Here is a 20,496-nt window from a genome sequence, read left to right on the forward strand (position 1 = left end):
CGGTCACCCCCCTCGCGATGGCTCTGTCGTCGTCCAAGGGAAGTAACGCGAGTTGCGGGGCGTGGCATTCCTCCGGCCCCACCCGATCCTGGTCCCGGCCTCGGCCGCGACCGACGCTGGGACCAGGAAGGGCCTGGGAGGGTGGCCCCGGCGCGCCCGAACCGGGCGGCCGGCACCAACCGGTGCAACGACCCGCCGCGCCGGACGGTCACGGCGCGCGCCGCCCGGTCAGGACGACCACCCGTGTACGCGCAGCCAGTCCCGCACCACGACGGCCGTACCGGCCGGATCGCGGCGCAGGTCGTGGCGCTCCCCCGGCCGGACCACCACCTCGATGCCGGGGCCCGGCTCGGGCACGCCGAACGGGTCCCGGTCGCCGTTGACGACGAGCGTGGGCAGCCCGGTGAGCAGTTCGCCGGCCCGGGAGCGCTCCGGTCGTCCCGGCGGGTGCAGCGGGAACGCCAGCGCGACGACTCCGGCCGCCCCGACGGCGGTGGCGGTACGGCAGGCCACCCGGGCGCCGCTGGACCGGCCGCCGACCACCCAGTGGCGCACCAGCGGGGCACGGCGGCGCAGGTCGGCCAGCACCGCGGTCCACGCCTCGTCGAGGTGTCCGGCGGGGGCGGGCGCGCGTCGCCCGGCGACCCGGTACGGCTGGGTCACCAGGGCCACCCCGGCCCCGGCGGCGAGCACCGCGTCCCGCACCGCGGTCAGGTCGGGGGCGTCCACGTCACCACCGGCGCCGTGCCCGAGCACCAGCACCGTGGTGGCGTCGGCGGGTGTGTCGAAGCGGAGCCGGGCGGGTCCGCGTGGGGTGTCGATCTCGTCGTCGTGGCGCACCGGCTCATTCTGCGCGGACCGGTGCGCCTGCCGGTGGTTCGGCGCGGAAACGCCGACGTCGCCCGCGGCCTGCCGGAGCGGGCCACGGGCGACGTCGGGATCAGCTCAGCGGAACCAGCGTGAGCAGGCGGTCGCGCACCGGCGGTCCGGCGTCGTCGAGCGCGTCCGGGTCCGGCTGCACCTCGCTGCGCCAGGCCACCAGCATGGCGCGCCGTTCACGCGGCGTGGTGCCGCCCCAGACGCCGTGGCAGTCGCCCACCTCCAGCGCCCAGGCCAGGCAGGAGCCCTGGACGTCGCAGGTGCGGCAGAGCGCCACCGCCGCGTCGGCCGGTTCGTTCGGTGCCGGAAAGAACGTCTCCGGATCGACGTTCTGACAGGTGCCCCTGGTGCGCCACGCGTCGTCCTGGCGTCGTTCGCTCAGCGCCCGCAGCAGTCGCGGATCGCGCCGCGCGGCGGCTACCTCGTGCGGACGCGGCATACGTGCCCGTGTCAATACACCCACCTCCCCCGTGGGAACCGGCGTAGATCTCTCACAAGATCGATGGGTGTCATCCGCCCCGTGCGAACAGACGCCCATCACCGGCGCTGTGTTCTATCGCATTCGAATACGTAAGGACAAGGGTCTTCAATGAAACTGACTGAACGTCCGGGCGACTTTTCCGGCCCAACCCCGGCAAACGGGGCACCCAAATGTGGCGGAGCGTGATCAGAACAGCGTCGGTCCGGCGGCCGTCCGGGCACCCGCCGGAGCCACCGCGGCGACCAGCTCCGGGCCGTCGTTGCGGACGTCGCCGACGGCCCGGGACACGGGCCGGATCTCCAGCCCGGCGAGCAGGCCGGCGTCCGGCGGCGCGAGCAGTTCCGCCGGCTCCTCGGCCGGGCCGAGCCACTCCGCCCAGCGCTCCGGCGACAGCAGCAGCGGCATCCGGTCGTGCACCTCGGCCAGCTCGCCGACCGCAGCGGTGGTGAGCACGCTGAACGTGAGCCGGGCCGCACCGGCCGACTCCCAGACCGACCAGATGCCGGCGAAGGCCAGGACCGAGCCGTCCCGCGGGGTCATGAAGTAGGGCTGGCGCCCGCCGTCGGCGAGGCGGACCCACTCGTACCACCCGTCGGCGGGAACCAGGCAGCGACGGCGGGCGAAGGACGGCGCGTACGCCCGGCTGGTGGCGACCGTCTCGGCCCGCGCGTTGATCATGCGGGCGGCCCCGGCGGCGCTGCGCGACCACTGCGGGAGCAGGCCCCAGCGGCCGAGGGAGAGCAGCCGGTGCCCCTCCGGGGCGAGCCGGACCAGCGGCACCGGGTCGGTCGGCGCGACGTTGTAGTCCGGCGCCACCCCACCGGTCTCGTCGGCCGACTCGAACAGCGCGCTCAGGTCGGCGGCGCTCCGGGTCGTGGCGTACCTCCCGCACATGGCGCCCACGCTAGCCGCATCCGGGCGTTCCGGCTGTCCCGCCCAACGGGAGCAGGGGCGACGGACGGTTCCACAGGCCCGCGAGCTTGGCAGAATGTAACGGTGAGCAATCCGACCGCGACGCGTCCGCCGCAGCCGTGGACCGCGCCGACCGCGAGCGACCCGGTCGCCGCGACGCTGCGCCTGCCCGGCTCCAAGTCGATGACCGCCCGGGCCCTGGTGCTCGCCGCGCTCGCTGGCGGGCCGTCGACACTCGCCCGTCCACTGCGCGCCCGGGACACCGAACTGATGGCCGGCGGCCTGCGCGCGCTCGGCGCCCACATGTCGATCTCGGACGACGACCGCTGGCTGGTCCGCCCCTATCCGCTGGCCGGCCCGGCGCACGTCGACGTCGGCCTGGCCGGCACCGTGATGCGCTTCCTGCCCCCGGTGGCCGGGCTGGCCGCCGGGCGGGTCACGTTCGACGGCGACCCGCACGCCCGGACCCGTCCGCTCGGGCCGCTGATCGGCGCGCTGCGCACGCTCGGCGTCCGGATCGACGCGCCACCGGCCGGCAGCCTGCCGCTCGTCGTGCTCGGCGCGGGCCGGGTGACCGGCGGCGACGTGGTGATCGACGCCTCCGCGTCCAGCCAGCTGGTCTCCGGGCTGCTGCTGGCCGCGCCGCGCTTCGACAGGGGTGTCGTGGTCCGGCACGTGGGGCCGCCGGTGCCGTCCGCGCCGCACCTGCGGATGACGGTGCACATGCTGCGCGCCGCCGGCGCCGCCGTGGACGACACGACGCCCGACGTCTGGACGGTCGAGCCGGGCCCGCTGTCCGGGCGCGGCTGGGAGATCGAGCCGGACCTGTCCGGCGCGGCGCCGTTCTTCGCCGCCGCCCTGGTCACCGGCGGCGAGGTGACGCTGCAGGGCTGGCCACGCAGCAGCCTCCAGCCGGTCGAGCGGCTCCGGGAGCTGCTGCACCGGATGGGCGGCGAGGTGAGCCTCGGCACCGACGGCCTGACCGTGCGCGGCACCGGCACCGTGCGCGGGCTCGACGCCGACCTCTCCGACGTCGGCGAGCTGACCCCGGTGCTGACCGCGCTCACGCTGCTCGCCGACGGACCGTCCCGGCTCACCGGCATCGGCCACATCCGCGGCCACGAGACCGACCGGGTCACCGCGCTCGCCAAGGAGTTCACCGCGCTCGGCGCGGACATCACCGAGACCCGCGACGGGCTGGACATCCGGCCCCGCCCGCTGCGCGGCGGGACGTTCCGCACGTACGCCGACCACCGGATGGCGCACGCGGCGGCGGTGGCCGGGCTGGCCGTCCCCGGCATCGAGGTCGACGACGTGGCGTGCACCTCCAAGACCATGCCGGAGTTCCCGGCACTATGGTCGGGGATGGTGACGGGCAAGAACTGACAGCGGGGGGACGTCCTGGCGACGAAGCGGCGTGAGTACGACGAGGACGACGTCCGGGTACGACCGGGCCGGTCGTCGCGCCCGCGTACGCGCACCCGGCCCCGGCACGCCGACGCCGTCGACGGGTTCGTCATCGCCGTCGACCGGGGCCGCTACACCTGCGTGATCCCCGGCGCCGGGCCGGACGCGCCGCTCGTGACCGCCATGCGCGCCCGCGAGCTGGGACGCAAGTCGGTGGTGGTGGGCGACCGGGTGGGTCTGGTCGGGGACACCTCCGGGGCGCCGGGCGCGCTGGCCCGGATCGTGCGCATCGCCGAGCGGACCTCGGTGCTGCGGCGTACCGCCGACGACGACGAGACCACCGCCGAGGGGCGGCTGGAACGGGTCGTGGTGGCGAACGCCGACCAGTTGGTGATCGTCAGCGCGCTCGCCGACCCGCCGCCGCGTACCGGGTTCATCGACCGCTGCCTGGTGGCCGCGTACGACGCCGACATCGAGCCGCTGCTCTGCCTCACCAAGGCCGACCTCGCCGGCCCGGAGGCGGTGCTCGGCTACTACACCGAGCTGGAGCTGCCGTACGTGCTGATCCGCCCGGACTCCGACCTGGCCGCGCTGCGGGCGCTGCTCGCCGGCCGGGTCTCGGTGATGGTGGGTCACTCCGGGGTGGGCAAGTCGACGCTTGTCAACCGCCTCGTCCCGGACGCCGAACGGGCGGTGGGCACGGTCAGCGCGATCGGCCGGGGCCGGCACACCTCGACCAGCGCGGTGGCGTTGCGGCTGCCCGCCGAGCCCGGCGCCGACGGCGACACCGGCTGGATCGTCGACACCCCGGGGGTACGCAGCTTCGGGCTGGCACACGTGTCCGCCGAGAGCCTGCTGCACGGCTTCCCGGACCTGGTCGAGGCGACGGTGGACTGCCCGGCCAACTGCCCGCACACCGCCGACGAGGCGGACTGCGCGCTCGACGCCTGGGTGGCCGCCGGGAAGGCGGACGCGCGCCGGCTCGCCTCGTACCGCCGGTTGCTGGCCTCCCGCAGCGGCGAGGGCGACCCGCGCGAACCGGAGCGCAACCCCGGCGATCCGCTCGCCGGGTCCTGACCGGCGGACCGGCGGCGACCCGCCGTCGCCGGCCGGGCCGCCGCCACTAGCGTGTCCGTCATGACCGGGTACGCCGACGACCTCGCCCTCGCCCACCTGCTCGCCGACGCCGCGGACGCCGTCTCCTCGGCCCGGTTCCGCGCGCTCGACCTGCGCGTCGAGTCCAAGCCGGACCTGACCCCGGTCTCCGACGCGGACACCGCTGTGGAACGGGAGATCCGCGCGCTGCTGGCCGCCCACCGTCCCGGTGACGGCCTGCTCGGCGAGGAGTACGGCGAGCAGCCGCCGGCCGGTCCGGACGGGCGGCGCTGGGTGATCGACCCGATCGACGGCACGAAGAACTTCGTCCGGGGCGTACCCGTCTGGGCCACGCTGATCGCGCTGCTGGAGCACGACCGGCCGGTGCTCGGCCTGGTCTCCGCCCCGGCGCTGGGCCGCCGCTGGTGGGGCGCGCTCGGCGCGGGCGCGTTCGCCGGCACCGGCCCGGCGGACGGCACGCCGATCCGGGTCTCCGGCGTGACGGCGCTCGGCGACGCGAGCTTCTGCTACTCGTCGCTGACCGGGTGGGAGCAGGCCGGGCGGCTGAACGCGGTGCTCCAGCTCATGCGCGACACCTGGCGCAGCCGCGCGTACGGCGACTTCTACGGCTACATGCTGCTGGCCGAGGGGGCACTGGACGTGATGGTGGAGCCGGAGCTGTCGCTGTGGGACATCGCCGCGCTGGTCCCGATCGTCACCGAGGCGGGCGGAGTCGTCACGGATCTGGCCGGACGGCCCGCCCCGGCCGGCGCCGACTCGGCCGACATCAGCGCCGTGGCCAGCAACGGCGCGCTGCACGACGACATCCTGGCCCGGCTCGGCCGTCCAGCCGAGCGCTGACCCCGGGGGAGCCTCTATCCTCGCCAGGTGGTTTCCTCCGGTTGGTGCTTCCTGGCGGCGATGATCATCGCGTACGGCTTCGCCAACCTCCTCCAGTCGGTCGCGGCCGCGCGGACCACCGTGCACCACACGTTCGACCCCGGGCTGCTGCTGCGCCTGGCCGGGCACCGGACGTACCTGATCGGCCTGACCTGCCAGGTCGTCGGCTTCGTGCTGGCCTTCCTGGCCCGCCGTGACCTGCCGTTGTTCCTGGTCCAGGCCAGCGTGGCGGCCGGGCTCGGGGTGACCGCCGTCCTCGGCGTGCTGGTGCTCAAGTGGCGGCTGCCCGCGGCCGAGGTGGTACTGCTGGTGCTGCTGTTCGCCGGCATCACCGCGCTCGTGCTCTCCGCCCAGCCGGCGCCGTCACGGCAGCTCGGCACCGCCGGGCTGGTCGGCCTGGCGGTGGCGGTGCTCGCGATCGCCGCCTCCGGCTTCTTCGCCGCCCGGCTGCACGGCGCGCTCGGGTCGGTGGTGCTCGGCTCGCTGGCCGGGATGGCGTTCTCCGCCGCGGCGGTGGCGGCCCGCCCGCTCGCCTCGGCCGGTTCGGTCGAGGCGTTCGTCCGCGACCCACTGCTCTACCTGCTGATCGTCCACTCGCTGATCGGTCAGCTGCTGCTCGGGCTCGCCATGCAGCGCGGGTCGACCACGGCGGCGGTCGCCGCGATGGACGCCGCCGGTGCGGTACCAGCGGCGATCGTCGGCCTGCTGCTGCTCAACGACAAGATCTGGCCCGGCCGGGAGTGGCTGGCCGGGCTCGGCTTCCTGGTGACGCTCGCGGCGGTGGTCGGCCTGACCCGGTACGCCGAACCGCAGCACCACCACAGCGGCGCCCGCCAGAAGGCGATGGTGGGCGCCGCGATGGTGCCGGTTCAGGCGGCCTCGACCGGCCCGCGTTCGGACACGACCACCTCGACCGGCGGCGTCGCCTCGACCGGCGTCGGCTCGATCGGGGTGGCCGGGCGGCGCCGCCCGATCACCCGCTCGTAGAGGCGCTCCAGCGCGGCGGCGGTGCGTTCCCAGGTGTAGCTGCACCGGACCCGGTCCACCGCGGCGTGCCCGTACGCGAACCGTCCGGCGTTGTCGGACAGCAGCCGGCGCAGCGTGACCCCGAGCGTGCGGACGTCACCCGGCGGCACCAGCTTGCCGGTCACCTCGTCCACCACCGCGTCGGCGATGCCGCCCATGGCGTAGCCGACCACCGGTACGCCGCAGGCCATCGCCTCCAGCGACACCCGCCCAGCCGACGCGTAGTGCGGGGTGCAGGCCACCACGTCGGCGGAGCGGTACCAGGTGGCCATCTGGTCGTGCGGCACCGCGCCGACCAGCTTCACCTGCTCCGCCACTCCGGCCCGCTCGGCCAGCTCGCGCAGCCGGCGCGCCTCGGCGTGCCCGTCCAGCCGCTCCGGCGGCGGACCGCCGGCGATCACCAGTTCCGCGTCACCCACCAGCCGCATGGCCCGGATCAGGTCGTCCTGACCGTGCCCGGGCGCGAGCCCGCCGACGGAGAGGATCCGGGGCCGCTGGTCCCGGGGGGCCGCCTCGCCGGCCGGGTGGAACTGGCCGGTGTCCACCCCGGTCGGCACCATCGCCACCGCTGTGCGTTGCAGGCCCATCCGGGTCAGCTCGTCGACCTCGTCGTTGCACTGGGCCACCGCCACGTCCACGGCCCGGGTCAGCGCCCGCTCCAGCGGGATGCGCTCCCCCGGCCCGGCGTACTCCCGGCCGAGGTGACGCAACTGCTCCACGCCGAGCGAGTGGAACGTCTGCACCACCGGGATGTCCGTGGCGCGGACCGCGTGCGCGGCGGCCAGCCCGCCGACCCAGTAGTGCCCGTGCACCACGTCGGGGGTCCAGTCCCCGGCCCACTGCCCGGCCAGCCAGCGGCCGTACTCGGCGACGAACGGGACCAGCTCGGCGGTGGAGAGCACGTCGGGCGGGCCGACCGGGACACGTTCCACCCGGTAGCCGTCGAGTTCGGTCAGGGCGGGCTGGGCGGACGCGGCACGGCGCTCGTAGACGCGGACGTCATGGCCCCGGGCGGCGAGCTCCGCCGCCACGCGCGCAATGTGCTCCTGCGTCCCGACGGTGGGACCGTCGGTGGACGAGCCGGCGTGCGCGCATACAAGGCCGACGCGCATGGTGCACCTCCATGCGTTTCTCGCGAGCGGGGTCTCCGGTCAGAGCGTCCCATTAACCCAGCTCCGGTGCGCCCAAACCTGACAGATCGGGGTCACCCGGCCACGCCGTCCCGTGGACGGGACAGCCGACCGATGCCGATCACCGGCGAAATCGGTCGGCATGACCACCCGGCCCGGGGGTACCGACGGGGAATGCCGCTGACCCGCAGCCTCTCCGACGCCACAGTCGTCATCACCGGTGCCTCCAGCGGGATCGGCGCGGCCACCGCGTACGCGCTGGCCCGCCGGGGTGCCGACGTGGTGCTGGCCGCCCGGACCGAGTCCGCGCTGCGCCGGGTCGCGTCGTTCTGCCGGGAACTGGGCGGGCGGGCCCTGGTGGTGCCCACCGACGTGACCGACCCGGAGGCGGTGGAGCGGCTGGCGGGGCGGGCGGTGGCCGAGTTCGGCCGGATCGACGCCTGGATCAACAACGCCGCGGTGGGCACCGTGGGGCTGTTCGACGAGATCCCGGTGGCCGAGTTCCGCCGGGTGGTGGACGTGAACCTGCTCGGCGCCGTGTACGGGACGCGCGCCGCGCTGCCCTGGCTCGACGCGGCCGGCGGCGGGGTGCTCGTCAACAACGCCTCGGTGCTGGCCGAGGTGGCGATGCCGTACCAGTCGGCGTACAACGCGACGAAGCACGCGATCCGCGGGCTGGCCGACACGGTCCGGCAGGAGTTGCGGGTGACCGGCCGGGGCACCATCTCGATCTGCACCGTGCTGCCCGCCACCATCGACACGCCGTTCTTCCGGCACGCCGCCAACCACTCCGGCCGGGAGCTGACCCCGCCGCCGCCGGTGTACCCGCCGGAGATGGTCGCCGAGACGATCGTCAAGCTGCTGCGGCGGCCCCGGCGCGAGGCGTACGCGGGCGGCGCGGCCCGGCTGATCGGCCTTCAGTGGCGGCTCGCCCCGGCGCTGGCCGAGCGCGTGCTGGGCTGGTACACCGCGCGCACCCAGTTCGGCCCCGGCGTACGCGCCGACTCGACCGGCGCGGTCTTCACGCCGGACGCGGCGGCGGAGCGGACCGACGGGTGGTCCGGCCGGCGCGGGCAGGTGCTACGGCTGAGCGCGGCGGTCGGGCTGGCCGCCGGCACGGCGGTCGGCACGGTGGCGGCGCTCAGCCGCCGGTCGCGGGCCGGTCGGCCGTGAGTCCCGTCGACCGGACCGGTGCGCGGGCGCGGACCCAGGTGCACAATGGGGCGATCATGCCGACGGATGCGCGTTGCCTGGTGGAGACCGACGACTCCTCGCCGACGGTCCGGCTGACCGGGGTGCTCGACCGGGCCGAGGTGGAGGCCGTACGGGACGCGCTGCTCGCCCGGCTGTGGCGGCACCCCGGGGTGCTGCTCGTGGACCTCTCCGGGGTGCGGATCCCCGATCCGGTGGCACGCGACGCGCTGGACGAGGTCTGCCGGGCGGTCGACGACTGGCCCGCCGCGCGGCTGCTGCTCGACCCGGACGGGCCGCCACCGGACGCGCCGCCCGACCCGCTCGACGCCGAGCTGCCCCCGGTGGCCGAGGCGGCCCGCGAGGCACGGGTGCTGGTCGCCGACGGGTGTGCCAGGTGGGGACTGCCGGAGCTGGCCGAGCCGGCCTGCATCGCGGTCACCGAGATGGTCAACAACGTGGTGGCGCACGCGGTCACGCCGATGACGCTCCGGCTGGCCCCGCGCGGCGGCGCGCTGCACGTGGCCGTCCGGGACCACTCGACCGGGCGGCCCGCGTACGGCGGTCCGGCGCCGGTGGACTCGGTGGGCGGGCGGGGGCTGCTGCTCATCGACACGGTGGCCCGGCGCTGGGGCAGCACGGCGCTGCCCGACGGCAAGGTGGTGTGGTGCGTGCTGTACGCCGAGGACGAGGCGGCGTACCGCAACTGAGGTGCTTTTCGCACCGTTTCTCCCGATCCACCCGGCCGGACGCGGTTAGGGCGGGGAGCGCAGTGGGTAGTTCCCCGGCATGCGCGACGACGAGTACCCCACCCCCGTGTCCGATCCCGAGGCGGCGGGCCTGCCCGACACCGCCGACGACGACTCCACCGCGAACGACGACGTGCTGACCGGGCGCGAGGCGGACGGCCCCGAGCCGGCCCAGCTCCCCGGTGACCGCACGCCGGTCGCCGTGGACCAGTTCGGCACCACGGCGGAGGAGCAGCTCGACGGCGAGTCGCTGGACTACAAGCTCCAGCGCGAGCGGTACGAGCGCCCCGCCGACGACCCGCTCGCCGGCCCGGTCGACCCGGACATCGCCGCCGAGGCGGACAGCGAGGAGGCCGCCGCGCAGGCCCAGCTCGACGCCGACGTGATCGACCCGGGCCCGGTCTCGGACCCGAACTCCCCGGTGTCGGTGTACGACCACGGCCAGCTCGGCACCGTCGCCGACCACCAGGTGGGCCGGCTGGTCGAGCCGGACGAGGGCGCACACACCGACCAGGAGACCGACAACGTCGCCTACGACGCCGGCGCGGCCGGTGGCGGGGCCAGCGCGGAGGAACTGGCGGTGCACGAGACCCGGCCGCCGGAGGCGCGCTGACCGCTCAGTCGTCCAGGCCCCGCTCGATGGCGTACCGGGTCAGCTCGACCCGGTTGTGCAACTGGAGCTTGCCCAGGGTGTTCTGCACGTGGTTCTGCACGGTCCGGTGGGACAGGCTCAGCCGGTCGGCGATCTGCTTGTAGGACAGCCCCTTGGCGACCAGACGCAGCACCTCGGTCTCCCGTTCGGTGAGCCGGGGTGCGTCGTCGTGCGGGGCGGGCGGCGCCGCGGCCAGCCGCCGGTACTCCCCCAGCACCAGCCCGGCCAGGCCGGGCGTGAACACCGGCTCACCGGCCGCCGTGCGGCGCACCGCGTCCAGGAACTCCGCCGGTGCGGCCGACTTGATCAGGTAGCCGGTGGCGCCGGCCTTGACCGCGTCCAGCACGCCCTGCGGCTCGCCGCTGGCCGAGAGCATGAGCACCCGCACGTCGGGCAGCGCGGCGCGCAGGCCCCGGATCACCTCGACGCCGGAGATGTCCGGCAGCTGGAGGTCGAGCACGACCAGGTCGGGACGGGCCGCCGCGGCCACCCGTACCGCCTGCCGGCCCTCACCGCTGGTCGCCACCACCTGGTGGCCCGCCTCGGTGAGGTCCCGGGCCACGCCCTCGCGCCACATCGGGTGGTCGTCGACCACCATCACCCGGATGCTCACCCGCGGCTCCTCGGCACGACCAGCTCGATCTCGGTGCCGGCGCCGGGCGCGGACACGATCCGCACCTCGCCGCCCAGGTCGGCCACCCGGCCCCGGATGGACTGCGCCACCCCGAGCCGCCCCTGCGCGGCGGCCTCCGCCAGCCGCCCCTCCGGGATGCCCGGCCCCTCGTCGCGTACCGAGACGGTCACCGTCTCCTCCTCGTCCTCGATCAGCACCCAGGCCCGCCCGCCGGCGTGCCGGGCCACGTTGTCCAGCGCCGCGCCGACCGCGGCACCCAGCTCACCGGCGGCCCGAGCCGGCAACGGCACCGGTGTGGCGGGCGCGGACACCACGACGGTGGCCGAGGCGTACCTGTCGATCAGGTCGCGCAGGTCCTGCTCGTCCCCGCCCGGGTCCGGCGACGCGCCCGCCCGGCCGATCAGCGCCCGCAGCGCCGCCTCCTGCTCGCCGGCCAGCCGGGCCAGCTCGGCCGCCTCGCCGTCCAGGTCCGCGCCGCGCCGCCGGACCAGCGCGAGCACCTGGAGCACCGAGTCGTGGATGTCGCGGGCCAGCCGTTCCCGCTCGCGGGTGGCCGCCTCCAGCTCCACCGCCCGCTGCAACCGCTCCTCCGCCTGCACCGCCAGCCGCGCCACGTGCCCGACCACCACGCCGGCGAGCAGCATGAGGATCGCGCCGGTCAGCGCGGACGGGCTGATCCGGTCGCGGGTGGCGAGGTCGGCGCCGCCGAGCACGATCGCTGCGACCGCGCCACGTCGCCGCCCGCCGGAGACCGCCCAGGCGAGCACCGGCCCGGCCAGCCAGGCGGCGGTCAGCATCGGCACGCCGGCGGCGAGCGCCGCGCGGCCCACCACCCAGGGCGTGACCAGGATGATCGCCAGCACCACGCCGAGGTCGGCCAGGAGCAGCGGCCAGCGCCGCCCGGCCGGACGGCCGTAGCCGGCCGCCGTCACGCCGCTCCACGCCAGCATCGCCAGCAGGACACCGCCCGCGGCGACCGGGTGCGCGTAGCGGTCCGCGTCGCGCAGCACGACCAGTCCGACGTACGCGAGCGCGGCGAAGCGGAACACCGCTATCGATCGCCAGAAGGGGCCCTCGAGGCCGGAGGACGACGGCATGTGGGCCACCCTGTCACAGCCGGTCCAGGGCACCCCGGGCGGTGCGGTCCGAGAAACCCTGACGTACGGTGGAAATGCCGCGAAAGTCGTCGAGAACCATCGTCGGGACGGGGTCATGACAGACGCAGAACTCCCCGCACCGCGTACGGTTGTGCCCATCGAACCTTCCCTCCTTCTCGCCACCGCCTTCGACCAGGCGCAGGTGACCGGGCTGCGGCACTCGGTCACCTCCTGCGCGCACGGGTCCGGCCTGTCCGGCCAACGGCTGGACGACTTCGTGCTGGCGGTCAACGAGCTGATCACCAACGCGGTCCGGCACGGCGGCGGGCAGGGCTGGCTGCGGCTCTGGGAGCGGGACGGCGAACTGGTCTGCGAGGTCGCCGACCACGGGCCCGGGATCAGCGAACGGCGGCTGCGCGATCGCGAGCGGCCCGCGCCGGACACCGCCGGCGGCTGGGGCCTCTGGCTGGCCCGGGAGCTGAGCGACGCGATGGAGGTGGAGAGCGGCGACGCCGGCACGGTCGTCCGGATCACCGCCGTGCTCGCCACCCGCCAGCCCGTCACCGGCCCGCTGGACGGCTGACCCGCCACCGTCAGGCGAACAGGGCGCTCACCGACTCCCCGTTGTGGATCCGCCGCATCGCCTCGGCCAGCGCGGGCGCCACCGACAGCACCTCCAGCTTCGGCACCCGCTTCTCCGCCGGGATCGGCACCGTGTTGGTGCAGACGATCTCCAGGACGCCCTCCTGCCCGCCCAGCCGCTCCAGCGCCCCGCTGGAGAACAGGCCGTGCGTACACGCCAGCCGGACCGAGCGGACCCGCCGCTCGCGCAGGTGCGAGATCAGCTCGATCACCGTGCTGCCCTTGGCGATCTCGTCGTCCAGCACGATCACGTCCCGGTCCGCCACGTCACCGATGATCGTGCTGATCTGCACCCGGTCGTCGCTGAAACGCTGCTTCGCGCCGGCCGCCACCGGCGTCCCGAGCATCCGGGCGAACGCGGCGGCCTCCTTGGCGTTGCCCAGGTCCGGCGAGACCACCACCGCGTTGCTCAGGTCGTACGCCTTGAAGTGGGCGGCCAGCTCGCGCAGCGCGTGCAGGTGGTCCACCGGGACGCTGAAGAAGCCGTGCACCTGCGGCGAGTGCAGCGTCATGGCCAGCACCCGGTCCGCGCCCGCGGAGGTGAGCAGGTCGGCGACGAGCCGGCCACCGATGGAGATGCGCGGCGCGTCCTTCTTGTCCGACCGCGCGTACGCGTAGTGCGGCAGCACCACGGTGATCCGCGCGGCCGACGCGCCCCGGGCCGCGTCGATCATGAGCAGCAGCTCGACCAGGTGCTCCTGCACCGGCGGCACCAGCGGCTGGATGAGGAAGACGTCGCGCTCCCGGCAGTTCGCCTGCAACTGCACCTCCAGGCAGTCGTTGGCGAACCGGGACACCCGCACCGGGTGCAGCGGGACGTGGAGGTGGGCGCAGATCTCGGCGGCGAGGTCGGGATGGGCCGACCCGCTGAACACGGCAATGTCACGCACGTCTGATGATCGTACGGCCCGCCGGAGGGAGACGGTGGACGCTCGCGGCGGGTACGGTGCTGCCGTGACCGCAGAGTTCGTCGCCGCGATCGACCAGGGCACCACGTCCTCGCGCTGCATCGTCTTCGACCGGGCCGGTGAGATCGTCGCCGTGGCCCAGCGCGAGCACCGGCAGATCTTCCCCCGGCCCGGCTGGGTGGAGCACGACGCCGAGGAGATCTGGACGAACGTCGAGCACGTGGTGCGCGAGGCGCTGGCGAGCGCCGACATCGGCACCGAGTCGCTGGCCGCGGTGGGCATCACCAACCAGCGCGAGACCACAGTGGTGTGGGACCGGGAGACCGGCCGCCCGGTGGCGAACGCGATCGTCTGGCAGGACACCCGCACCGGCCCGCTGCTGCGCGAGCTGACCGAGACGTACGACGAGGAGCGGCTGCGGGCCCGCACCGGCCTGACCCCGGCCACCTACTTCGCCGGGCCGAAACTGCGCTGGCTGCTCGACCACGTCGACGGGCTGCGCGAACGGGCCGAACGCGGCGAGGTGCTGTTCGGCACCATGGACAGCTGGCTGATCTGGAAGCTGACCGGCCGGCACGTCACCGACGTGACGAACGCCAGCCGCACCATGCTAATGGACCTGGAGACGCTCGACTGGGACCCGGAGCTGCTCGACGCGCTGCGCGTCCCGGCCGCCGTGCTGCCGGAGATCCGCAGCTCGGCCGAGGTGTACGGCACGGCCCAGGGGGTGCTGGCCGGGGTACCGGTGGCGAGCGCGCTCGGCGACCAGCAGGCGGCGCTGTTCGGGCAGACCTGCTTCCAGCCCGGCGAGGCCAAGTGCACCTACGGCACCGGCAGCTTCCTGCTGCTCAACACCGGCGCCAGCCCGGTGCCGTCGCGGCACGGCCTGCTCACCACTGTGGCGTACCGGATCGAGGGCCAGCCCGCCGTGTACGCGCTGGAGGGCGCCATCGCGGTCACCGGCTCGCTCGTGCAGTGGCTGCGCGACAACCTCGGCCTGATCTCCTCCGCACCGCAGGTCGAGGAGCTGGCCCGCACCGTCGACGACAACGGCGGCTGCTACGTGGTGCCGGCCTTCTCCGGCCTGTTCGCCCCGCACTGGCGCAGCGACGCCCGGGGCGTCATCGCCGGGCTGACCGGCTACATCACCAAGGGGCACCTGGCCCGCGCGGTACTGGAGGCGTCGGCCTTCCAGACCCGGGAGGTGGTGGACGCGATGAACGCCGACTCCGACGTGGCGCTGCGCCGGCTGCGGGTCGACGGCGGGATGACCGGCAACGAGCTGCTCATGCAGTTCCTCGCCGACGTGCTGGACGTGCCGGTCGTCCGGTCCCGGATCACCGAGACGACGTGCCTCGGCGCCGCGTACGCCGCCGGCCTGGCCGTCGGGTTCTGGCCCGACCTGGCGACGCTGCGGGAGAAGTGGCGCTCGGACGCGCAGTGGGAGTCGACGATGGACCCGGCGCACCGGGAGCGCGAGCTGCGCCAGTGGCGCAAGGCGGTCCGGCGCACGCTCGACTGGGTCGACTGAGCGTCAGGCCCAGGTGGTGCCGGTGAGCTTCTCGTACACCTCGACGTAGCGGGCCCGGGTCGCCTCGATCACCTCGGCCGGCACCTCCGGCGCGGGCGGCTGCTTGTCCCAGCCGCTCGACGTGGCCCAGTCCCGCACGTACTGCTTGTCGTAGGAGAACTGGGCGCGGCCCGGCTGGTACGACTCGGCCGGCCAGAACCGGGACGAGTCGGAGGTGAGCACCTCGTCGCCGAGGACCAGCGTGCCGTCCGCCGCCCAGCCCAGCTCCAGCTTCGTGTCCGCGATCAGGATGCCCCGCTCGGCGGCGATCTCCGCGCCGCGCCGGTAGACGTCGATGGTGATCTGCCGCAGCCGCTCCGCGACCTCCGGCCCGACCTTGTCCACCACCTGCTCGTACGTGATCGGCTCGTCGTGCTCGCCCTTCGGCGCCTTGGTCGACGGCGTGAAGATCGGCTCGGGCAGGATCGACGCCTCGACCAGGCCGCGGGGCAGCGGCACCCCGGAGACCGAGCCGGTGCGCTGGTATTCGGCGAAGCCGCCGCCGGTCAGGTAGCCCCGGGCCACGCACTCGACCGGCACCATGTCCAGCCGCCGGCAGCGGATCGCCCGGCCGGCGAACTCCGCCGGTACGTCCGTCGCGGAGATCACATGGTTCGGCACCAGGTCGGACAGCTGCTCGAACCACCACAGCGACAACGCGGTGAGCAGGCGGCCCTTGTCCGGGATCGGGGTCGGCAGCACCACGTCGTAGATGGAGACGCGGTCGGAGGCGACCAGGATCAGGTCCTCGCCGTCGGCGTAGACGTCCCGGACCTTGCCCGAGTGCAGAAGTTCCACGGCGCTAGTACACCATGACCGGCGCGGACCGCCCGGCGCGCCCACCGCCGTCCCGCCCGGCGTTGACACCCGGCCGGGGGCCGGTGAAATGATCCGTCCACCCCACCTTCGGAGAGAGACGCGTGCGCGCTGTGCAGTCCGTACCCCGTCCCGGGATCGACCGGCGACGGTTCCTGGGCGCGCTCGCCGGGCTGCCGCTCGCCGCCGGCGGCCTGCCGCTGCTCACCGGGTGCAGCCCGGAGGAGGTGGCCGCCGACGAGGGCCCGATCGAGCTGTCCGTGTTCTGGTGGGGCGGCGCCCGCCGGGCCGCGGCCACCGAACAGGCGCTGCGGCTGTACTCGCAGCAGAACCCGCGGGTCAGTTTCCGGGTCACCTGGCAGGGGCTGGGCGGCTACTACGACCGGCTCGCCACCCAGGCCACCGGCGGGAACGCGCCGGACCTGTTCCAGATCGACGACACCCTGCTCGCCGAGTACGCGGGCCGGGACATCCTGCTCGACCTCACCCGGTACGTCGCCGACGAGCGCCTCGACCTGCGCGAGGTGCCGGAGCAACTGGCCCGCTACGGCCGGGTGGACGAGCGCACGGTGGGCGTGCCGGCCGCGCAGACGAGCGCGGCGCTGGTGTTCAACCGGCGGCTGCTGCGCCGGCTGGGCCAGCCCGAGCCGCGTACCGGGATGTCCTGGAAGGAGTACGCGAACTGGGCCGCCCGCGTCACCCGCGCCTCCGGCAACCGGGTGGCCGGCACCATGGACGCCTCCGGCGACTACCGGGCGTTCTGGCTCTGGCTGCGCGGCCAGGGCAGCGAGCTGTACCAGGGTCGGCAGCTCGGCTTCAGCTCCGCCGAACTGCTCGCCTGGTTCGAGTTCTGGGAGGTGGCGCGCTTCGACCGGGCCACACCGAGCGCCGCCCTGGTCGAGCAGGCCGACAGCGGCGAGCTGGCCCGCCAGCTCGTGGTCACCGGGCACACCGCGGCCTCCTTCGCCTGGTCGCACCAGTTGCCCGAGTTGCAGAGCCTGACCGACGACGAGCTGGGCGCCATCGCCTTCCCGGGCACGCCCGCCGCGCAGTGGCCCCGCGCGTCGATGTACTGGGCCGGTTTCCGGGGCACCCGCCACCCGGAGGCGGTGGTGGGCGTGCTCGACTTCCTGACCACGAACGTGGCGGCCGGCCGGCTCCTGGGCGTCGAGCGCGGCCTGAACGCCAGCAAGCAGGTGCGCTCGTTCGTCGCGGCGGAGGTGACCGGCCGGGCCGAGAAGCGCATGGCCGCGCTCGGCGCCGAGCTGGACGACCTGGCCGGCCCGTCGCCCGCGCCGCCGCCGAAGGGGCACGCCGAGGTGCGCGAGCTGCTGATCGACGCGGCCGAGAGCATCCGCGGCAAGCGGGCCGGCGCCCGTACCGCCACCTCCCGCTTCATGGCCCAGGCGAACGCCGCCCTCGCCGACTGACCCGCCCCACCCCGCCCGGCGTGGGCGGGGTGGGCAGGGGCGTCAGCGCGGAGGGCGGTTGCGGCGGTTACGGGTGAGCAGCACCACCAGCAGCACGATGCCGCCGACCACCACGAGGCAGCAGAGCAGGCCGAGGATGCCGAACCCGCCACGGGAGCGCCGGCGCGCCGCCTCCACCACGATCTCGCCGGTGCCGGTGGACGCCCAGGCCGCGACCGGCACGAAGACCGAGAGCATGACCGTACCGAGGACCGCGCCCAGGCGGCCCCACCACTTGTTCCATGAAGACATGCCCCCATCCTCGCCGAGACGCGCAACCGGGGCACGGCGGACAGGGCGGATGTCGCCGGACATGGCGAAAGGCCCCGGAGAGAACTCCGGGGCCTTTCGTCACGAGTAGCGGGGACAGGATTTGAACCTGCGACCTCTGGGTTATGAGCCCAGCGAGCTACCGAGCTGCTCCACCCCGCGTCGGCTCATACAGCCTATCCCATCGCGATCGCCCGGTTCAGCCGGGTGCCCGATCCCCGCCCGTGCTCCGTCGCGGGCGTCACGACCCGCCGGTCAACCCGCCCTTCCACGGGTCGTCGAGGACGACGGCGGCGTCGATCGTCGCGCCGGTCGTCGCCTCCAGCACCACGGCGGCGCGTTGCGAGAAGGTCAGATCGGTACGGGAACGGGGCCCGCCGTCGCCGAACACGGCGACCACCGGCGCGGGTGGGGTCCCCCAGGTCCGGCCGGTGATCAGGTCGAGCGTCGCGTTCACCTGCCCGTCGGCGGCGAACGTCGCGGTGACCTGGTTCGGGTCGGACCTGACCGAGCAGGCGGGGCCGGCGAGAGACAGGCCGGAGAGCACGGCGGGGTCGAGGCCGACCCAGCCGGTCGTCGCCTCCAGTTCCAGGACGATCGTCCATCGCGGGGTCAACTGCTTGCCCAGGAGCAGCACCGACCGGTCGCCCGGCCGCCGTGTGGAGAGCCGCTCGGCGACCAGCCGCCTGGCCTCGGGCACGTCTCCGGGCTGCGCCGCACCCATCCGGTGGAGTGTCTCCTCGGCGGAAAGCGGCGCGACGGTGACGCACCATCCCTCGCCGAGCGTCTCGGTGAGGTCGAGCGGTTCTGACACGGGTGACCTCCGGGTGGTGGGGTCTCGCGGCCGCGAGACCCCACCGAACTCGTCATCCTCGGATGTTGACGTAGAACTTGCCCCGCGCCCGCGCCAAGGTGAGGCGAACAGGCAGGCACCTGGAACGACGAAGGGCCCCGGAGCGAACTCCGGGGCCCTTCGTCACGAGTAGCGGGGACAGGATTTGAACCTGCGACCTCTGGGTTATGAGCCCAGCGAGCTACCGAGCTGCTCCACCCCGCGTCGGCTCGACAACCGTAGCGCACCGACCCGGGCAGGCGCAAAACGGGTACTCAGTCCAGCCACCGCCGGATCGCCTCGACCGCCCGGCGGCTGTCCGCGTCGAACTGGGCGCGCTGCGTCGAGGTGCTCTCCCAGCCCTGTTCCCACAGCACCGTCACCACGTCGCCGGAGCGCACCGCGCGTACCAGGTGCACCTCGTCGCCGCCGCTCGGATCGCCGTTGGCGTCCCGGTACGGCGTCCGCGTCTCGAACAGCACCGACTCGTCGCCGTACCCGGTGTCGGGCAGCAGACGTTGCCGCACCGTCGCCGGCGGCGTACCCCGGGCGGGCTGCTCGGGGCAGGCCCGCACCGCCGCGCGCAGCTCGGCCAGCGCGGTGCCGGCGCCCCCGGACCGGTAGATCGTGATGCTGTGCCGGTAGTTGCCGGACGGCACCTCGTCCGCCGGCGCGCCGGCCCGGCGGTACGGCAGCGACCGGGCCCGCTGCGCCACCACCCGCTCGTCGCCGGGCGTCGTGCCGCACAGCACCGGCAGCACCGGCCCCGGGCCGAAGTAGTTACCGGTACCGGCGTCGTTCGCGACGGGCAGGACGAAGAACGCCCGGTCCGGGATCGTGGTCGGGGTCACCGCGGCCGGCGGCGTGGTGGTCACGACCGGGCTCCGCGAGCCGTAGGTACGGCCGGCGGACGGCGACGGCGTGGCGGTCGACGGCGCGACCGAGGGCGCGGCGGTCGACGGCAGCGGGGTGGGCGTACCCGCGGGGGCGGAGCCGGGTCGGGCCCCGGCCCGGCGGCGAGCACCAGCTGGCTCCCGGCCACCGTGCCCGCGACCAGCCCGGCGGCGGCCAGGACGGTGATCGCGGCGCGGCGCCGGGCCCAGCGGTCGGCGCTGCGGCGCAGCCGGTCCGGCGCCGGCAGCACCCGCTCGTCGGTGTCCGCGGCGAGGGACCGGTAGTAGCGGTGCAGTTCACGCGACATCGTTGACCTCCAGTTCCTCGGCGGCGACGCCCGGCAACAGCTCGGCCAGCCGGGCCCGTCCCCGGGACAGCCAGGACTTCACCGTGCCGGCGGGCACGCCGGCCTCCCGGGCGATCTCCTCCACCGGCAGGTCGAACAGGTAGTGCAGGGCGAGCGCCTGCCGGTGCCGGGGCGGGAGCTGCCGCAGGGCCGCGACCAGCAGCACGGTGTCCTCGCCGGGCGGCCCGACGTCCGGAGGCGGGCCGGTGCGGCTGGCCGCGAGGCGCCACCCGCGCAGCCGCCGGAACCGGTCCGTCGCCAGCCTGCTGATCACCAGCCGCAGCCACGCCTCCGGGGCGGGATGGCCGGCGAGCTTCGTCCACTGCCGCCAGGCCCGGGCGTACGCCTCCTGCACGAGATCCTGGGCCTCGGCCGGGTCGCCAGCCACCGCGTAGCCGTACCGGACGGCCCGCCCGGACGTGCTGCGGTAGAAGTCGTCGAAGCTGTCCGCGTCCCGCATGTGCCCTCCGCCCCCACACGTTCACCTGCACTGTTGACGGCGCGGCGGGGTCCGGGGTTGCGGCCGGGGAGTCCGTTTGACGACACGAGCCCGTGGTCCGGGTGACCGTTGCGGTCCCGGACCACGGGCTCGTGGT

At 74.8% G+C, this 20,496-nt stretch carries 23 protein-coding genes and 2 tRNA genes; 10 read left to right on the plus strand and 15 right to left on the minus strand.

Annotation, left to right across the window (positions count from 1 at the left end; genetic code table 11):
• Positions 1 to 228: 228 nt before the first annotated feature.
• The 3 genes from CLT75_RS19455 to CLT75_RS19465 all read right to left on the minus strand — a co-directional run bounded on the left by CLT75_RS19455 (position 229) and on the right by CLT75_RS19465 (position 2,254).
• Entirely contained in the window at positions 229 to 840 is a 612-nt protein-coding gene (locus tag CLT75_RS19455; RefSeq protein ID WP_135241897.1) for an alpha/beta family hydrolase, read from the minus strand.
• Between the two features lie 100 nt (positions 841 to 940).
• Positions 941 to 1,333: a WhiB family transcriptional regulator gene (locus tag CLT75_RS19460; protein ID WP_013288375.1), complete on the minus strand. Its 393-nt coding sequence runs from the start codon at positions 1,331 to 1,333 to the stop codon at positions 941 to 943.
• A gap of 213 nt (positions 1,334 to 1,546) precedes the next feature.
• Positions 1,547 to 2,254 carry an SOS response-associated peptidase gene (locus CLT75_RS19465; protein ID WP_135241898.1) on the minus strand — a complete coding sequence of 236 codons (708 nt, stop codon included), beginning with the start codon at positions 2,252 to 2,254 and terminating at the stop codon, positions 1,547 to 1,549.
• 102 nt (positions 2,255 to 2,356) lie between these two features.
• On the opposite strand from CLT75_RS19465, the gene aroA reads away from it, so the two are divergent.
• From aroA to CLT75_RS19485, 4 genes are all read left to right on the plus strand, one after another.
• Entirely contained in the window at positions 2,357 to 3,658 is a 1,302-nt protein-coding gene (gene aroA / locus CLT75_RS19470) for a 3-phosphoshikimate 1-carboxyvinyltransferase (RefSeq protein WP_135241899.1), read from the plus strand.
• 162 nt (positions 3,659 to 3,820) lie between these two features.
• On the plus strand, positions 3,821 to 4,756 hold the full coding sequence (gene rsgA / locus CLT75_RS19475) for a ribosome small subunit-dependent GTPase A (RefSeq protein ID WP_135241900.1): 936 nt from the start codon (positions 3,821 to 3,823) through the stop codon (positions 4,754 to 4,756).
• A gap of 60 nt (positions 4,757 to 4,816) precedes the next feature.
• Positions 4,817 to 5,635 (plus strand): histidinol-phosphatase, encoded by an 819-nt coding sequence (gene hisN / locus CLT75_RS19480; protein ID WP_135241901.1) that lies wholly within the window; start codon positions 4,817 to 4,819, stop codon positions 5,633 to 5,635.
• Positions 5,636 to 5,695: 60 nt separating this feature from the next.
• Entirely contained in the window at positions 5,696 to 6,661 is a 966-nt protein-coding gene (locus tag CLT75_RS19485; protein WP_209310473.1) for a hypothetical protein, read from the plus strand.
• On the opposite strand, the gene CLT75_RS19490 is transcribed toward CLT75_RS19485, so the two are convergent.
• Entirely contained in the window at positions 6,544 to 7,812 is a 1,269-nt protein-coding gene (locus tag CLT75_RS19490; RefSeq protein WP_135241903.1) for a glycosyltransferase, read from the minus strand. The two genes, CLT75_RS19485 and CLT75_RS19490, sit on opposite strands and share 118 nt — an antisense overlap.
• A gap of 192 nt (positions 7,813 to 8,004) precedes the next feature.
• On the opposite strand from CLT75_RS19490, the gene CLT75_RS19495 reads away from it, so the two are divergent.
• The 3 genes from CLT75_RS19495 (at position 8,005) to CLT75_RS19505 (ending at position 10,383) form a co-directional block, all read left to right on the plus strand.
• Positions 8,005 to 9,003 carry an SDR family oxidoreductase gene (locus CLT75_RS19495; protein WP_135241904.1) on the plus strand — a complete coding sequence of 333 codons (999 nt, stop codon included), beginning with the start codon at positions 8,005 to 8,007 and terminating at the stop codon, positions 9,001 to 9,003.
• Between the two features lie 56 nt (positions 9,004 to 9,059).
• Positions 9,060 to 9,731: an ATP-binding protein gene (locus tag CLT75_RS19500; RefSeq protein ID WP_135241905.1), complete on the plus strand. Its 672-nt coding sequence runs from the start codon at positions 9,060 to 9,062 to the stop codon at positions 9,729 to 9,731.
• Positions 9,732 to 9,810: 79 nt separating this feature from the next.
• The gene (locus tag CLT75_RS19505; RefSeq protein ID WP_135241906.1) at positions 9,811 to 10,383 is read left to right on the plus strand and encodes a DUF5709 domain-containing protein; all 573 of its coding nucleotides are present in this window, start codon (positions 9,811 to 9,813) and stop codon (positions 10,381 to 10,383) included.
• A 4-nt stretch (positions 10,384 to 10,387) separates the two neighbouring features.
• Here the strand turns inward: CLT75_RS19505 and CLT75_RS19510 are convergent, their stop codons facing one another.
• Both CLT75_RS19510 and macS read right to left on the minus strand, forming a co-directional pair.
• Entirely contained in the window at positions 10,388 to 11,020 is a 633-nt protein-coding gene (locus CLT75_RS19510; protein WP_209310474.1) for a response regulator, read from the minus strand.
• 11 nt (positions 11,021 to 11,031) lie between these two features.
• Positions 11,032 to 12,153 carry a MacS family sensor histidine kinase gene (gene macS, locus CLT75_RS19515; RefSeq protein ID WP_135241908.1) on the minus strand — a complete coding sequence of 374 codons (1,122 nt, stop codon included), beginning with the start codon at positions 12,151 to 12,153 and terminating at the stop codon, positions 11,032 to 11,034.
• A gap of 115 nt (positions 12,154 to 12,268) precedes the next feature.
• Here macS and CLT75_RS19520 point away from each other — a divergent pair, with 115 nt between their 5' ends.
• On the plus strand, positions 12,269 to 12,736 hold the full coding sequence (locus CLT75_RS19520) for an ATP-binding protein (protein WP_135241909.1): 468 nt from the start codon (positions 12,269 to 12,271) through the stop codon (positions 12,734 to 12,736).
• A gap of 10 nt (positions 12,737 to 12,746) precedes the next feature.
• On the opposite strand, the gene CLT75_RS19525 is transcribed toward CLT75_RS19520, so the two are convergent.
• Complete coding sequence (locus CLT75_RS19525; protein WP_135241910.1) at positions 12,747 to 13,685, minus strand: ribose-phosphate diphosphokinase; 939 nt, start codon at positions 13,683 to 13,685, stop codon at positions 12,747 to 12,749.
• A 64-nt stretch (positions 13,686 to 13,749) separates the two neighbouring features.
• Between CLT75_RS19525 and glpK the strand changes: the two genes are divergently transcribed.
• Positions 13,750 to 15,234 (plus strand): glycerol kinase GlpK, encoded by a 1,485-nt coding sequence (gene glpK / locus CLT75_RS19530; protein WP_209310354.1) that lies wholly within the window; start codon positions 13,750 to 13,752, stop codon positions 15,232 to 15,234.
• A 3-nt stretch (positions 15,235 to 15,237) separates the two neighbouring features.
• Here the strand turns inward: glpK and CLT75_RS19535 are convergent, their stop codons facing one another.
• Complete coding sequence (locus tag CLT75_RS19535; RefSeq protein ID WP_135241912.1) at positions 15,238 to 16,071, minus strand: phosphoribosylaminoimidazolesuccinocarboxamide synthase; 834 nt, start codon at positions 16,069 to 16,071, stop codon at positions 15,238 to 15,240.
• Positions 16,072 to 16,193: 122 nt separating this feature from the next.
• Between CLT75_RS19535 and CLT75_RS19540 the strand changes: the two genes are divergently transcribed.
• Entirely contained in the window at positions 16,194 to 17,519 is a 1,326-nt protein-coding gene (locus tag CLT75_RS19540; protein ID WP_135241913.1) for an extracellular solute-binding protein, read from the plus strand.
• A gap of 42 nt (positions 17,520 to 17,561) precedes the next feature.
• Here the strand turns inward: CLT75_RS19540 and CLT75_RS19545 are convergent, their stop codons facing one another.
• The 7 genes from CLT75_RS19545 to CLT75_RS19570 form a co-directional block, all read right to left on the minus strand.
• Positions 17,562 to 17,810 (minus strand): hypothetical protein, encoded by a 249-nt coding sequence (locus CLT75_RS19545; RefSeq protein ID WP_135241914.1) that lies wholly within the window; start codon positions 17,808 to 17,810, stop codon positions 17,562 to 17,564.
• 106 nt (positions 17,811 to 17,916) lie between these two features.
• Positions 17,917 to 17,990 (minus strand) — tRNA-Met (locus tag CLT75_RS19550).
• Between the two features lie 79 nt (positions 17,991 to 18,069).
• Positions 18,070 to 18,642, minus strand: a complete 573-nt coding sequence (locus CLT75_RS19555; RefSeq protein WP_135241915.1) for a DUF6461 domain-containing protein — start codon at positions 18,640 to 18,642, stop codon at positions 18,070 to 18,072.
• A gap of 169 nt (positions 18,643 to 18,811) precedes the next feature.
• Positions 18,812 to 18,885, minus strand: a tRNA-Met gene (locus tag CLT75_RS19560).
• A 50-nt stretch (positions 18,886 to 18,935) separates the two neighbouring features.
• Positions 18,936 to 19,535, minus strand: coding sequence for a hypothetical protein (locus CLT75_RS33365; RefSeq protein WP_486485221.1), 600 nt, complete (start codon positions 19,533 to 19,535; stop codon positions 18,936 to 18,938).
• Positions 19,532 to 19,861 (minus strand): hypothetical protein, encoded by a 330-nt coding sequence (locus tag CLT75_RS33370; protein ID WP_486485222.1) that lies wholly within the window; start codon positions 19,859 to 19,861, stop codon positions 19,532 to 19,534. The genes CLT75_RS33365 and CLT75_RS33370 overlap by 4 nt, the downstream gene beginning before the upstream one ends.
• Positions 19,851 to 20,360, minus strand: a complete 510-nt coding sequence (locus CLT75_RS19570) for a SigE family RNA polymerase sigma factor (RefSeq protein ID WP_135241916.1) — start codon at positions 20,358 to 20,360, stop codon at positions 19,851 to 19,853. The genes CLT75_RS33370 and CLT75_RS19570 overlap by 11 nt, the downstream gene beginning before the upstream one ends.
• Between the last annotated feature and the right edge of the window lie 136 nt (positions 20,361 to 20,496).

The sequence above is a fragment of the Micromonospora sp. CNZ285 genome, assembly GCF_004637285.1.

Excerpts from the sequence above, each read along its gene's own strand:
- CLT75_RS19465 (WP_135241898.1), bottom strand. The coding sequence starts at position 2,254 with ATGTGCGGGAGGTACGCCACGACCCGGAGCGCCGCCGACCTGAGCGCG.
- hisN (WP_135241901.1), top strand. The coding sequence starts at position 4,817 with ATGACCGGGTACGCCGACGACCTCGCCCTCGCCCACCTGCTCGCCGAC.
- CLT75_RS19485 (WP_209310473.1), top strand. The coding sequence starts at position 5,696 with ATGATCATCGCGTACGGCTTCGCCAACCTCCTCCAGTCGGTCGCGGCC.
- CLT75_RS19490 (WP_135241903.1), bottom strand. The coding sequence starts at position 7,812 with ATGCGCGTCGGCCTTGTATGCGCGCACGCCGGCTCGTCCACCGACGGT.
- CLT75_RS19495 (WP_135241904.1), top strand. The coding sequence starts at position 8,005 with ATGCCGCTGACCCGCAGCCTCTCCGACGCCACAGTCGTCATCACCGGT.
- CLT75_RS19500 (WP_135241905.1), top strand. The coding sequence starts at position 9,060 with ATGCCGACGGATGCGCGTTGCCTGGTGGAGACCGACGACTCCTCGCCG.
- CLT75_RS19505 (WP_135241906.1), top strand. The coding sequence starts at position 9,811 with ATGCGCGACGACGAGTACCCCACCCCCGTGTCCGATCCCGAGGCGGCG.
- CLT75_RS19510 (WP_209310474.1), bottom strand. The coding sequence starts at position 11,020 with ATGGTGGTCGACGACCACCCGATGTGGCGCGAGGGCGTGGCCCGGGAC.
- macS (WP_135241908.1), bottom strand. The coding sequence starts at position 12,153 with ATGCCGTCGTCCTCCGGCCTCGAGGGCCCCTTCTGGCGATCGATAGCG.
- CLT75_RS19520 (WP_135241909.1), top strand. The coding sequence starts at position 12,269 with ATGACAGACGCAGAACTCCCCGCACCGCGTACGGTTGTGCCCATCGAA.
- CLT75_RS19545 (WP_135241914.1), bottom strand. The coding sequence starts at position 17,810 with ATGTCTTCATGGAACAAGTGGTGGGGCCGCCTGGGCGCGGTCCTCGGT.
- CLT75_RS33370 (WP_486485222.1), bottom strand. The coding sequence starts at position 19,861 with ATGTCGCGTGAACTGCACCGCTACTACCGGTCCCTCGCCGCGGACACC.
- CLT75_RS19570 (WP_135241916.1), bottom strand. The coding sequence starts at position 20,360 with ATGCGGGACGCGGACAGCTTCGACGACTTCTACCGCAGCACGTCCGGG.